Source organism: Pantoea sp. CFCC18179 (genome assembly GCF_059412405.1).
Window position 1 is genome coordinate 39,022 of the sequence record NZ_JBNBPM010000009.1, and the last position, 12,972, is coordinate 51,993.

At 54.0% G+C, this 12,972-nt stretch carries 11 protein-coding genes and 1 riboswitch; of the genes, 2 read left to right on the top strand and 9 right to left on the bottom strand.

From position 1 onward, the window contains the following. The first annotated feature begins 147 nt into the window (after positions 1-147). On the top strand, positions 148-912 hold the full coding sequence (locus ACPUC7_RS16930) for a DedA family protein (RefSeq protein WP_494923787.1): 765 nt from the start codon (positions 148-150) through the stop codon (positions 910-912). Here the strand turns inward: ACPUC7_RS16930 and thiQ are convergent. From thiQ to sgrR, 4 genes are all read right to left on the bottom strand, one after another. Beyond that, positions 909-1,610 (bottom strand): thiamine ABC transporter ATP-binding protein ThiQ, encoded by a 702-nt coding sequence (gene thiQ / locus ACPUC7_RS16935; RefSeq protein ID WP_494923788.1) that lies wholly within the window; start codon positions 1,608-1,610, stop codon positions 909-911. The two genes, ACPUC7_RS16930 and thiQ, sit on opposite strands and share 4 nt — an antisense overlap. Further along, entirely contained in the window at positions 1,594-3,180 is a 1,587-nt protein-coding gene (thiP, locus tag ACPUC7_RS16940) for a thiamine/thiamine pyrophosphate ABC transporter permease ThiP (protein WP_494923789.1), read from the bottom strand. Before thiP ends, thiQ begins: the two co-directional genes overlap by 17 nt. Further along, the gene (gene thiB / locus ACPUC7_RS16945) at positions 3,180-4,166 is read right to left on the bottom strand and encodes a thiamine ABC transporter substrate binding subunit (RefSeq protein WP_494923790.1); all 987 of its coding nucleotides are present in this window, start codon (positions 4,164-4,166) and stop codon (positions 3,180-3,182) included. The genes thiP and thiB overlap by 1 nt, the downstream gene beginning before the upstream one ends. A gap of 47 nt (positions 4,167-4,213) precedes the next feature. Further along, a riboswitch (TPP riboswitch) is annotated at positions 4,214-4,309 on the bottom strand. Between the two features lie 35 nt (positions 4,310-4,344). Continuing rightward, the gene (sgrR, locus tag ACPUC7_RS16950) at positions 4,345-6,006 is read right to left on the bottom strand and encodes an HTH-type transcriptional regulator SgrR (protein WP_494923791.1); all 1,662 of its coding nucleotides are present in this window, start codon (positions 6,004-6,006) and stop codon (positions 4,345-4,347) included. 255 nt (positions 6,007-6,261) lie between these two features. Here sgrR and ACPUC7_RS16955 point away from each other — a divergent pair, with 255 nt between their 5' ends. Continuing rightward, positions 6,262-7,449 (top strand): MFS transporter, encoded by a 1,188-nt coding sequence (locus ACPUC7_RS16955; RefSeq protein ID WP_494923792.1) that lies wholly within the window; start codon positions 6,262-6,264, stop codon positions 7,447-7,449. Between the two features lie 36 nt (positions 7,450-7,485). Here ACPUC7_RS16955 and leuD read toward each other — a convergent pair whose 3' ends face one another. The 5 genes from leuD to leuL all read right to left on the bottom strand — a co-directional run bounded on the left by leuD (position 7,486) and on the right by leuL (position 12,339). After that, a complete protein-coding gene (leuD, locus tag ACPUC7_RS16960) occupies positions 7,486-8,091 on the bottom strand; it encodes a 3-isopropylmalate dehydratase small subunit (RefSeq protein ID WP_494923793.1) in 606 nt (201 codons plus the stop codon). A 3-nt stretch (positions 8,092-8,094) separates the two neighbouring features. Continuing rightward, complete coding sequence (gene leuC / locus ACPUC7_RS16965; RefSeq protein WP_494923794.1) at positions 8,095-9,501, bottom strand: 3-isopropylmalate dehydratase large subunit; 1,407 nt, start codon at positions 9,499-9,501, stop codon at positions 8,095-8,097. A 4-nt stretch (positions 9,502-9,505) separates the two neighbouring features. Beyond that, entirely contained in the window at positions 9,506-10,597 is a 1,092-nt protein-coding gene (gene leuB, locus ACPUC7_RS16970; RefSeq protein WP_343554532.1) for a 3-isopropylmalate dehydrogenase, read from the bottom strand. A 2-nt stretch (positions 10,598-10,599) separates the two neighbouring features. Then, positions 10,600-12,162, bottom strand: coding sequence for a 2-isopropylmalate synthase (leuA, locus tag ACPUC7_RS16975; protein WP_343554533.1), 1,563 nt, complete (start codon positions 12,160-12,162; stop codon positions 10,600-10,602). 93 nt (positions 12,163-12,255) lie between these two features. After that, entirely contained in the window at positions 12,256-12,339 is an 84-nt protein-coding gene (gene leuL, locus ACPUC7_RS16980; protein ID WP_494923886.1) for a leu operon leader peptide, read from the bottom strand. Positions 12,340-12,972 lie beyond the last annotated feature (633 nt).

Genomic DNA, 12,972 nt, shown 5'->3' on the forward strand with positions numbered 1-12,972 from the left:
TTAGTGAAAGTATATCATGGATGTTTATACAGTGCATTTGGCTGGTGAAATTGTCAGCACAATGTCAACATCCTCCTACAATTCTTGCCTTGACGGTGAGAGGCTGGCTCTGGACAATCCAGCCTCTATATTCCGCAGAGGATATTTATGGAAGCCTGGATTCAACACCTGTTTTCGCAATCGCTGGAGTACGCGCTGATCGCCGTAGCGCTGGTGACTTTTCTTGAGTCGCTGGCCTTCGTGGGATTGCTGTTGCCAGGCACGGTTTTAATGGCCAGCCTCGGGGCGCTGGTCGGTAGTGGACAAATTGGGCTTTATCCGGCGTGGGCGGCGGGCTTTGCTGGCTGCTTAATCGGTGATTGGGTTTCCTATGGCATCGGCTGGAAGTTTCAGGGGCCGTTACATCGCTGGAAATACATTCAAAAATACAAAGGGTTGCTGGATAAAACCGAGCACGCGCTGCACGAACACAGCATGTTCACCATTCTGGTCGGCCGCTTTGTTGGACCGACGCGCCCGCTGATCCCGTTAGCCGCGGGCATGCTGGAGTTGCCAGTACGCAAGTTTCTGCCACCAAACCTTATCGGTTGTATTCTTTGGCCGCCCGCCTATTTGATGCCGGGCATTCTGGCTGGCGTGGCGATCGATGTGCCGCAGGCCGCGCAGGGCGGCAGTTTTAAATGGCTGTTGTTGCTGGTGGCGCTGCTGGTGTGGATGGGCGGTTGGTTGATGTGGCGCTGGTGGCGCAGCGGCAAAACCCAGGATTGGGCAACCACATATCTGCCGCTCGCACGTCTGCGCTGGCTGGCACCGCTGGCGGCAATCATCGGTGTCGGCGCATTTATCGCCATTCAGTTCCATCCGATGATGCCGATCTTCCGCCAATTGCTGTGGAAGGTATTCTTCGCTTAACGCGCCTGCACGCCAAGGATGGCGGCGGCTGGACCTTCACCGCGCAGCAAACTCTCGGTACTTCCATCCCAATAAATACGCCCATCGACGATCACCAAACTGCGTGGCGCGATTTGCTGCGCATCTTCCAGGCTGTGCGACACCATCAACAACGTGATATTGCGGCTTTCGCACACGGAACGCACCAGTTGCAGCATCTCACCACGTAACGCCGGATCAAGTGCCGAGAACGGTTCATCCAGCAACAAGATCGGCTGATTGCGCAGCAGGCAACGCGCCAATGCCACGCGCTGACGCTGGCCGCCTGAAAGCTGGCCCGGCAAGCGCGCCAGTAATTCCTGCAAGCCGGTTTGCTCAGCAATCTCAGCGATTTGTTGCTGCTGTTCGCCGGTTAATTTCAGACCCGGATGCAAACCCAGTCCCATATTTTGTTGCACGGTAAGATGCGGGAACAGGTTGTTTTCCTGAAACAGCATCGACACCGGACGCACCGCCGGCACGCTGTGCGTGTGATCGGTGCCGTTCATGATTAGCGCGCCTTGGTTGATCGGCAAAAAGCCACCGATCAAACTGAGCAGCGTACTTTTACCCGCGCCGCTGGGGCCAAGGATGGCGATGCGTTCTCCTGCCTGCGCGGCGAAACTGAAGCGCATCGGCAGATGCTGATATAGATAAGTGAGGTTATTCAGTGTCAGCATGGCGACCCGGTAATTTTTCCATCAAGGTGAACAGCATTAAGCACAGCAGCAGCAGCAGTAGCGCGGTGACGGCACCGTCAGCACCACGATAGGCGCCAATTTGCTGGAATAAGTAGAACGGCAGAGTTCGGAAATCTGCGCTGCCAAACAGCGCCACCACGCCAAAATCGCCAATCGACAATACGCAGGCAAACGCCAGAGCCTGCGCAATCGGACGTTTCAATGCGCGCAGCTCAATCAATCTTAAGCGGTTGAAGCCATTTATCCCCAGAGAAGCGCAAAGTTGGCTGTAACGAGCGCTCACATCGCGCATCGGATTCTCCAGCACTTTCATCGCGTAGGGAATAGCAATCAGCGCGTTGGTGAAGATCACTAAACCATCGGCGCGCTGCGGCAATCCGACGGTGGCGTTGAATAGCAGGAAGAAGCCGCTTGCCAGCACAATCCCCGGCATCGCCAGAATCAACATGCCGCTGAGTTCCATCGTTTGCGCTGCAATGGTGCGCTGGCGTTGACGCAGCTCGCGGCTGCTCCACAGCAGCATCATGGTCAGTACCACGCAAAGCACACCGGCTCCGATGGCAATACGCAGCGAGGTCAATGTGGCTTGCCACAGCGCCGCTTGTTGTAGCGCACCGGCCACACCACCGCGCAAACCATCAACAATCACGGCAAATAACGGCGGCAACAGCAGCAGCAACGCGAGGCCAATCAATAAGATATCGCTGAAGCGTGCAGTCCACGAATCTTGCGGATCGCGCCAGCCGCGAATACTTTGGCTGCCGGTGGGAATGGCTTTGCTAAAGCGCTGGCTCAAAAGCACCAGCAGCAAACAGCAGCCGAGTTGCAATAGCGCCAACAGCGCAGCGCGTCCCGGATCATAATCGAAATTGAGCGCCTGATAGATGGCCAGCTCCAGCGTGGTGGCCTGCGGACCGCCGCCTAAAGCCAGCACCGTGGCGAAACTGGCGAAGCACAGCATAAATATCAGCGCGGCGGTTGGCAGAATCTGTCGGCGCAGCCACGGCCACTCCAGCCAGCGAAACAGATTCCAGCCCCGCAAGCCAAGCTGTGCGGCTAGCTGGCGTTGTTCACCGGGAATGCTTTCCAGTGCTTGCAACAGCATGCGCGTTGCCAGCGGCAGGTTGAAAAACACATGTGCCAGCAGAATCCCTTGCAGGCCGTACGGCGAGAAGTGGTAGTCGAATCCTAACAGAGCAAGCAGTTGCGCTAACCAGCCGCTGCGGCCATACACGCTCAACAAGCCAAATACCGCTACCAGCACCGGCAACACCAGCGTCATGGCGCACAAACGCAGCAACAGATTGCGTCCCGGAAAACGGCGGCGATACAAGGCGCGCGCCAGCAAAATCGCGGGCAGCACTGATAACAGCGCCGACAGTAAAGCCTGCTCAAAAGAGAACACCAACACATGATGCAGATAACTGTCAGCGAGCAGGGCGCGCCAGTCCGTGACCGGCGCCACCATCACTAAAGCACCAAACGCCAGCAGCGCCACCGCGCTCAGTAGCAATGCGACGGCGCTGCCAGGAATTAACCAACCCGGCATTAGCGACTAACGGCTTGTTGCCAGGCGCTGATCCACGCGGCACGGTGATCGGCGACTTCAGCAGGCGTATATTGCAGCGCGTTGGCCGGAACGGGCAGCGATTGATAGCCAGCAGGCAGATCGCTGGCGATCACCGGATACATCCAGTTGCCAGTGGGAATGGTCTGCTGGAAGGCCGGTGACACCATAAACTGCATGAATTGTTGCGCCAATTTTGGCTGCTTGCTGCTGGCGAGTTGGGCGGCAACTTCCACTTGCAAATAGTGGCCTTCGCTAAAGGTCGCGGCCGCGTAATTGTCTTTTTTCTCTTCGATGATGTGATAAGCCGGAGAAGTGGTGTAACTCAACACCAGATCGCCTTCGCCTTTGAGGAACAGGCCGTAGGCTTCGCTCCAGCCTTTAGTCACGGTGACGGTTTTGTTTGCCAGTTTCTGCCACGCTGCGGGCGCGTTGTCACCATAGACTTTCTGCATCCACAGCAGCAAGCCGAGGCCAGGCGTGCTGGTACGCGGATCTTCGTAGATCACGCGCCATTTTTCTGGGCTTTCGACCAACTTTTTCAGGCTTTTCGGTGGATTTTTCAGTTTGTTTTTATCGTAGACGAAGGCGAAGTAGCCGTAATCGAACGGCACGAAGGTATCGTTATGCCAGCCATCCGGCAGTTTCACGTTGCTGGTATCGACGCTGCTTTTGGCAAACAGGCCGGTTTTCTCCGCGGCTTGTACCAGATTGTTGTCGAGGCCAAGCACCACATCGGCTTTGCTGTTTTTGCCTTCCATACGCACGCGGTTAAGCAGTGAAACGCCATCTTCCAGCGCCACGTATTTCAGTTCACAGCCGCATTGCGCTTCAAAGGCTTTTTTCACCGCCGGGCCAGGGCCCCAATCGGCAGAAAACGAGTCGTAGGTGTAAACGGTGAGAACCGGTTTAGCAGCAAAAGCCGGTGCGGCTACCAGCAGCAACACAGGCAGAACTTTGTTTAACACTTTGCGCTCCTTGAGGAGAAGATAAGGTTGAGTCGCAAAGGATCTGAGGAGAAAGACATCTCAAATCCCTACGCCGGTATTAACCGGATCAGGTTCGACGGGTTTATCTCAGCCCAAAAATCCGGGCACCCCGTTGAGAACGGCTCATTCTAGACATTTATATGACAGCGCGAAAGGATCACAGCTCCGGCGGCGCGAACCAGGCGGATTTAAAGTCAAACCATCCCAATGTATTGAGGCGCACGCCGCGCATGCTGCGTTGACCTTCCAGCAGCAGCCAGTGATGGAACAGCGGATGCAAATAATCGCTGTCGATAAGTTGCTTGCTCCACTCCGCCAGCGGCAAGATTTTTTGTCGCCAGCGCGTAGCATCGGCTTGCCAGTTAATCGGGATGCAGTGATGCATCAGCGGTAATTCAAACAGTTGAGCGAACAGTGCGTACTCCAGTGGCAGCGTAAAATTGACGCTGCCGAGCCAAATATCGCTTTCTCCCTGGCCTTCGAACCACTCTTCGTAGCTCACTTCGCGGGTAATCAGCTCGACACCTTGCTGCGCCAGCAACGGGCGTAACGCGTTGGCGATGCCTTCATGCTCAACGTGATGGCTGTACCAGCTGATGGTCAGTTGGGTTAATCCTGCTGGTTTTTGTACAGCGGTAATATCGCGCCGGTGATGCCAGCGCGGCAGCAGGCCGTAAGCCGGGAACCAGTAACGTTGATAGCCAACGCCAGCATGATTGAGCAGGGCGATCGGATTAAACAGATAGCTCACCCAGCGGCGAAAATGCGCATCGCGGCCATGTTCAGAACGCTGATCGTACAGCAAGAAATAGCAGCCCTCTTCCAGGCGGCTCTCTTCGGATTTCTCATCGGCAGTTTCGCCCTGAAGTTTGACTCCGGCATACACCAGTTCATCGCTGATCTCTGGCAATACCCAAATCGACACATCATCAATCAGCGCGCGATAGCCAAAATAATCATCAAAAGCGGCAATTTTTAGCTGCGTTTGCTGATTGCGCACCACGCTGTACGGACCGGTGCCAATTGGCTGGCGGGCGAACTGGCGCAGCGTTGGCCATTCACGAGGCAGGATCATCGCGCTGACGCTGGCCAGCAGCCACGGCAACCAGTCATCGGGTTGGCTCAGGTGAATGTCTAGCGTCCACGGTGCGGGAGAGTGCAGTTTTTCAATGTGTGAAAACAGCGGTTGGCTGCGCATGCGTTCCAGCGAGGCAATCACATCGTCCATTTCCAGTTCGCGACCGTGGTGAAAACGAATCGCCGGACGCAGGAAGAAGCGCCAGTGCAGCGGCGAGGTTTGCTGCCAGTGATGCGCGATGTCGGGTTCGATTTCCCCCTTTTCCTCATTTATACGCATCAGGCCATTAAAAATTTGCCGTGCCAGATGGGTTTCTGAGCGGCGCAGCGGCGAACCGGGCAGTAAATTGGGCAGCGGACGATAATAGAGCACGCGCAGGATGTGTTTACCCTGGCGAAAACTGCGGCCTAAATGCGCGGCAATCATTTGCCGTACCTGATTCTTATCGCCGACCAATTGGACTAACTGTTCGATGCGATCCTGATCGAGCAGATCCTCCGCGCGCTGCTGCTGTAGCGCCAGCCCGGTGTAGCAGAAACTCAGCGTCGAGCGCTTGCCGCGTCCGGCTTCCGCCTGCCAAATCAACCAACCCTCATGCTGCATCGCATTAAGCAGGTTACGCATGTGACGACGCGAACAATGCAGCAGATCGGCCAGATCATTTAAGGTGGTTTCCTGATCCTGGCCCTGACAGCTTTGCCATAAGCGGATGAATTGCTGTTGCAAACGTGAAGAGGACATAAAAGGGGAACTCCTTCTCAGAATCGCTCAGTTTTTCCTGCCTCATATTAAAGGCATACTGGCTGGCAATGGAAGAGCGGGAGGCATTCAGCAATGAATGGCGCTCTGCCAGCGGTTCCGCTCGCGTGGGACCTCTTTCTGAGTAGGGTGCATTTTCACCGCCAGCAGTGCTTTATCTGCTGGCTTTTTTCGTTTTGCTGTAGAATCTTCTACCCTCATTTCTCGGCCCCATTTTTATCCGCAAAGGGATTTCGCATGAAATCGCTGTTGATGCGCAAGCGTCGCCCCAATCCGGTTTATCTCTCATTTATGGCCGTGTCGTTTATGACTGGCGTGGCCGGTGCGCTGCAAGCACCAACGCTGAGTCTGTTTCTGACACGTGAAGTGCAGGTCAGCCCGTTTTGGGTCGGTTTGTTCTTTACCATCAATGCCATCGCCGGCATCGTCATTAGCTTGTTGATGGCCAAACGTTCTGATAATCAGGGCGATCGCCGCAACCTGATTCTGTTTTGCTGCCTGATGGCGACCATCAATGCGCTGCTGTTTGCCTTTAATCGCCACTATTTAACGCTGGTGACGTTGGGCGTGTTCTTGTCTGCGCTGGCGAGCGTGTCGATTCCGCAGGTATTTGCGCTCGCACGCGAATATGCCGATCAGTCTTCGCGCGAAGTGGTGATGTTCAGTTCGGTGATGCGTGCGCAACTGTCGCTGGCGTGGGTGATTGGGCCGCCGCTCTCTTTTGCACTGGCGCTCAATTACGGCTTTGTCACGCTGTTTTGTGTGGCGGCGGCAATCTTCCTGCTGAGTATGTTGCTGATATGGCGAACTTTACCGTCGGTACCGCGCGTAGTGGCCTCGCCGGAGCAAGTGCTCACACAGCTTAGCCCCTGGAGGGATAGCCAGGTGCGCTTGCTGTTTATCGCGTCAGTGACGATGTGGGCATGCAACACCATGTATATCATTGATATGCCGCTGTATATCAGCACCACGCTCGGCTTGCCGGAAAAGCTGGCGGGATTACTGATGGGAACGGCGGCCGGATTAGAAATCCCGATCATGCTGCTGGCGGGCCATTACGCGCGCCGCTTTGGTAAACGCAAATTGATGCTACTGGCGCTGGTGGCGGCGATTGTGTTTTATTTCGGCCTGGTGATGTTCCAGTCGCGTACCGCGCTGATGGTGCTGCAACTGTTTAACGCGGCCTTTATTGGCATCATCGCCGGGATTGGCATGTTGTGGTTCCAGGATCTGATGCCGGGACGTGCAGGCGCTGCGACTACGTTATTCACCACTTCAATCTCCACTGGCATGATCATCGCAGGCATTATTCAGGGCACCATGAGTGAGCGCTTTGGTCATGAATCAGTCTATTGGCTGGCGTTGGGATTAGCGGTGCTGGCGTTGGGATTGGCGTCACGCGTGCGGGATGTACGGGAGAGTTAGAAAAGAGAAGGGCGACATGAAGTCGCCCTTTTAGCCTTAGCGTAAGAACGCTGGCTGGTTGCTTTCGTAGCTGGAAATTGACGTTTCGTGTTGCAGCGTCAGGCCAATGCTATCGAGGCCGTTGATCATGCAATGACGGCGGAAGCTGTCGATTTCAAAACTGTAAGTTTTGTCACCGGCTGTCACGGTTTGCGCTTCCAAATCCACGGTGAAGCTGATGCCCGGTTGCGCGGCCACCAGTTTGAACATCTCATCCACTTCTGCGTCGCTGAGTTTTACCGGCAGCAGCTGGTTGTTGAAGCTGTTGCCGTAAAAGATGTCGGCGAAGCTTGGCGCGATTACCACGTGGAAGCCGAAGTCAGTCAGCGCCCAAGGTGCGTGCTCACGCGATGAGCCGCAACCGAAGTTCTCACGCGCCAGCAAAATGCTGGTGCCTTTGAATTCAGGTTTGTTCAGTACAAAGCTGGCGGTTGGTTTGGTGCCGGCATCGTCATCGAAACGCCAGTCGTGGAACAGGTGCGCACCAAAACCGGTACGCGTCACTTTCTGTAAAAACTGCTTTGGAATAATCGCATCGGTATCAACGTTAGCCGCATCCAATGGCGCCACGATGCCGCTGTGTTGAGTAAATTTGTTCGCCATGGTTTACGCTCCCTGAGTCAATTCACGAATGTCGGCAAAACGACCAGTTACTGCCGCAGCGGCGGCCATTGCTGGGCTGACGAGGTGAGTACGTCCACCACGGCCCTGACGACCTTCAAAGTTACGGTTGCTGGTGGAGGCGCAACGCTCGCCCGGATTCAAGCGGTCGTTGTTCATCGCCAGGCACATTGAGCAACCTGGCAAACGCCATTCGAAGCCTGCTTCGAGGAAGATTTTATCCAGACCTTCCGCTTCCGCTTGCGCTTTCACCGGACCTGAACCCGGCACCACCATCGCAACCACGCCTGGCGCAACTTTGCGGCCTTTAGCGATGGCCGCGGCAGCGCGCAGATCTTCAATACGTGAGTTGGTGCAAGAACCGATAAACACTTTATCGATCGCCACATCAGTCAATTTGATGCCCGGCTGCAAATCCATGTACGCCAAGGCTTTTTCCGCCGAGGCACGTTCAACCGGATCGGCAAACGATTGTGGATTCGGGATAGCTTGATCCACCGCCATCACCTGGCCTGGATTGGTGCCCCACGTCACTTGTGGCGCGATATCCGCGGCATTCAAGGTCACGATGGTATCGAACTTAGCATCGCTGTCGGATTTCATGGTGCGCCAGTAAGCCACCGCTTGATCCCATTGCTCGCCCTTCGGCGCGAATTGCTTGTCTTTCAGGTAAGCGAAGGTGGTGTCATCTGGCGCAACCAAGCCCGCTTTTGCACCCATTTCAATCGCCATGTTGCACAGCGTCATGCGGCCTTCCATGCTCAGCGCTTCAATCGCTGGGCCACAGAATTCAACCACGTGCCCAGTACCGCCTGCACTGCCGGTTTTACCGATGATCGCCAACACGATGTCTTTGGCAGTGATGCCCGGCGCAGCTTCGCCCAGCACTTCAATCTTCATGGTTTTCGCGCGGCCCTGCTTCAGGGTCTGCGTGGCAAACACATGCTCAACTTCAGAAGTACCGATACCGAACGCCAGTGAACCAAATGCACCGTGCGTGGCGGTGTGGGAATCGCCGCAGACGATGGTCATGCCCGGCAAGGTCATGCCTTGCTCTGGCCCAATCACGTGCACGATGCCCTGGAACGGGTGATTCAGGTCATACAACTGAATGCCAAACTCTTCACAGTTCTTCATCAGCTCTTGCATCTGAATGCGCGCCATCTCGCCCGACGCATTGATATCTTTGGTCTGGGTAGAAACGTTGTGGTCCATGGTGGCAAACGTCTTCGACGGCTGGCGCACCTGGCGACCGTGAGCACGCAGACCATCAAAGGCCTGTGGTGAGGTCACTTCATGGATCAAGTGGCGATCGATGTAAAGTAACGGCGTTTCGTTAGGTGCTTCGTGGACGACATGTGCATCAAATAACTTCTGGTATAAGCTTTTCATTTTATTATTTTTCCTCAGCGATGAACCCGGCAATAATGCTGCCCATTTCATCGGTGCTAACGGCTTTGCCGCCACCGGCCAAATCACGGGTACGGTATCCCGCTTCCAGCGCACGGCTCACGGCGCGTTCAATGCTCGCGGCAGCGTCATCTGCATTCAGGCTGTAGCGCAACAGCAGCGACAGCGACAGGATCTGCGCAATTGGGTTGGCAATGTTCTGACCGGCGATATCTGGCGCGGAGCCGCCTGCTGGTTCAAACAAACCAAAACCTTCTTCATTCAGGCTAGCAGAAGGCAGCAAGCCCATTGAACCGGTGATCATCGCGCATTCATCCGACAGGATGTCGCCGAACAGATTAGAACAGAGTAAGACGTCAAATTGAGACGGATCTTTAATCAGCTGCATAGTGGCGTTATCAATGTACATGTGGCTCAACTGCACATCAGGATAATCCTTCGCCACTTCGTTGACGATTTCGCGCCACATCACGGAAGTCTGCAACACGTTAGCTTTATCAATTGAGGTCACGATGTTGCGACGTTTACGCGCTGATTCGAAGGCAATGCGCGCAATGCGTTCGATTTCAAAACGGTGATACACCTCGGTATCAAAAGCACGTTCGTGTGGGCCACTGCCTTCACGACCTTTCGGTTGGCCGAAGTAGATGCCGCCAGTCAGCTCACGTACGCACAGGATGTCGAAGCCACGTTCGGCGATATCGCTGCGCAACGGGCAAAACGCTTCCAAACCCTTATACAGCGCGGCAGGGCGCAGGTTGCTGAACAGCTTGAAGTGCTTACGCAGCGGCAACAATGCGCCACGTTCTGGCTGTTGTGCCGGTGGCAGATGTTCCCATTTTGGACCGCCTACCGAACCAAACAGAATCGCATCCGCTTGCTCTGCGCCCGCAACGGTGGCTGGCGGCAGCGGTTCACCATGACGATCGATGGCGATACCGCCAACATCATATTCGCTGGTGGTGATACGCATATCGAAACGCGTACGAATGGCGTCGAGAACTTTCATGGCCTGCGCCATCACTTCTGGGCCAATTCCGTCGCCTGGCAATACCGCGATATGAGAAGACTTAGACATAGTTACACCGTTTCCTTCTGATCTTTAAATTTACGCTGCAATTCTTTTTCGACCTGCTTGGCGCGCCAAATGTTGTTCAGAGCGTTAACCATCGCCTTCGCAGAGGATTCAACGATATCGGTCGCCAGACCAACGCCGTGGAACTTACGGCCGTTGTAGTTGACCACGATATCCACCTGACCCAGCGCATTCTCGCCGTGGCCTTTGGCGGTCAATTTGTAATTCACCAGCTCGGCTTCAAAGCCGGTAATACGGTTGATGGCTTGATAAACCGCATCAACCGGGCCATTGCCGGTCGCTGCATCGGCTTTGGTCTCTTCACCACAGCCCAATTGCACCGATGCGGTGGCCGTAACGCTGGAACCGGTCTGCACGTTGAATTCGTTCAGCTGGAAATATTCCGGCTCTTCATTCTGTTTGTTGATGAAGGCCAACGCTTCCAGATCGTAATCAAACACCTGGCCTTTTTTGTCGGCCAGTTTCAGGAAGGCGTCGTACAAGGTATCCAGGTTGTAATCGGTTTCTTTGTAGCCCATCTCTTCCATGCGGTGTTTTACCGCTGCACGACCTGAACGTGACGTCAGATTCAGCTGGATTTTGTGCAGGCCGATCGATTCTGGCGTCAGGATTTCGTAGTTTTCGCGATTCTTTAACACGCCATCCTGATGAATACCGGATGAGTGAGCGAAGGCGTTGGAACCGACCACCGCTTTGTTGGCTGGAATCGGCATATTGCAGATTTGGCTAACGGTTTGGCTGGTGCGGTAGATTTCCTGATGATTGATATTGGTGTGGACGTTCATGATTTGCTGGCGAGTTTTAATCGCCATAATCACTTCTTCCAACGCACAGTTACCGGCGCGCTCACCCAAACCATTCAATGTACCTTCAACCTGACGCGCACCGGCCAAAACTGCCGCGATAGCGTTGCCGGTCGCCATGCCCAAATCGTCGTGGGTATGAACAGACAAAATGGCTTTATCGATGTTTGGCACGCGCGCCACCAATTGGCCGATGATATTGGCGTACTCGCCCGGCAAGGTGTAACCCACGGTGTCTGGAATATTAATGGTGGTGGCGCCAGCATTGATGGCGGCTTCAACCATGCGGCACAGATCGTCGATTGGCGTACGGCCACCATCTTCACATGAGAATTCAACGTCATCAGTGTAGTTGCGGGCGCGTTTAATCATGTGCACCGCGCGCTCAATCACTTCTGGCAACGTACTGCGCAACTTGGTTGCGATGTGCATTGGCGAGGTGGCGATGAAGGTGTGGATACGGAACGCTTCTGCAACACGCAGTGATTCGTAAGCGGCGTCGATGTCCTTCTCTACGCAGCGTGCCAGTCCGCAGACACGACTGTTTTTAATGGTACGAGCGATGGTTTGTACGGATTCAAAATCGCCTGGAGAGGAAACGGGGAAACCCACTTCCATCACATCCACGCCCATACGTTCCAACGCCAGAGCGATTTGCAGTTTTTCTTTAACACTCAGGCTGGCCTGTAACGCCTGTTCGCCATCACGCAGAGTGGTATCGAAAATAATAACTTGCTGGCTCATCGTAATCTTCCTTATGCATTAACTTTGCCGGTGCTACGAGCATAAAAAAACCCGCGCATTGGCGCGGGTTTCTTAAACTTCAGCAGGTTCGAATCAGTTGTTGATTCCGCCCACGAGTCTACCGCGCACATTGGATGCGTTTAGTAGTAGACCGAGTAGGCGGAAAGAATGAAACATGATTCAAACCTCGTAAATTTTGGATGCACATATTGGTACTTGAATCGAAACGCAATGTCAATCAAAAGTGAGCGGGTATTATTGTACTGGTTGAAGGGCGATGTGCTGTGATTATTCTTCTGCACAGAGCAATGCCATTAATTAGCGCCAAAATGAATGAGTTATCTGCCTTAAAAAATCTTTTAAAAACGCGATTATATTTTAAGTAGTTGATAGTATTAATTTTTAAGTCTTAATGGATAATGGCAATAAAACGAGACCAGGCTGGTTGACTGGAATAATGTGATGTGAATAAGGTTTTTTTTAGATAATCACGCCAGAAAGCATTTCGCTTTAAACATTGTGGGCTAACCATTACGGCGATATGAAAATCATATTTCTCAGAAGACACTGCAAATAATCCATAAACTAGCATTTTCCTCTGTGGTTATGACAAAGCATTAGTTTAATCCTCGCAAGCAATAATCACGCATCAGTGCCTTTATTGCCGGATCTGGCGTGACATAACCTCCTGGCGTTTGCAGGCCGAGGTGTCTCCGGTTATGGTAATCGACCTACTCTCAAAAGAATTAACTCAAGTAGATTCCCTGTACCTGGAAGGCGGTAATCGACGCTGCCTTCTGAGCATAAACA

What these genes read in the sequence shown, in the direction of transcription:
- thiP (WP_494923789.1), bottom strand. Translation starts at nt 3,180, where the DNA reads ATGCCGGGTTGGTTAATTCCTGGCAGCGCCGTCGCATTGCTACTGAGC.
- leuL (WP_494923886.1), bottom strand. Translation starts at nt 12,339, where the DNA reads ATGTTTCATTCTTTCCGCCTACTCGGTCTACTACTAAACGCATCCAAT.
- leuA (WP_343554533.1), bottom strand. Translation starts at nt 12,162, where the DNA reads ATGAGCCAGCAAGTTATTATTTTCGATACCACTCTGCGTGATGGCGAA.
- leuC (WP_494923794.1), bottom strand. Translation starts at nt 9,501, where the DNA reads ATGAAAAGCTTATACCAGAAGTTATTTGATGCACATGTCGTCCACGAA.
- ACPUC7_RS16955 (WP_494923792.1), top strand. Translation starts at nt 6,262, where the DNA reads ATGAAATCGCTGTTGATGCGCAAGCGTCGCCCCAATCCGGTTTATCTC.
- thiQ (WP_494923788.1), bottom strand. Translation starts at nt 1,610, where the DNA reads ATGCTGACACTGAATAACCTCACTTATCTATATCAGCATCTGCCGATG.
- ACPUC7_RS16930 (WP_494923787.1), top strand. Translation starts at nt 148, where the DNA reads ATGGAAGCCTGGATTCAACACCTGTTTTCGCAATCGCTGGAGTACGCG.
- sgrR (WP_494923791.1), bottom strand. Translation starts at nt 6,006, where the DNA reads ATGTCCTCTTCACGTTTGCAACAGCAATTCATCCGCTTATGGCAAAGC.
- leuB (WP_343554532.1), bottom strand. Translation starts at nt 10,597, where the DNA reads ATGTCTAAGTCTTCTCATATCGCGGTATTGCCAGGCGACGGAATTGGC.
- leuD (WP_494923793.1), bottom strand. Translation starts at nt 8,091, where the DNA reads ATGGCGAACAAATTTACTCAACACAGCGGCATCGTGGCGCCATTGGAT.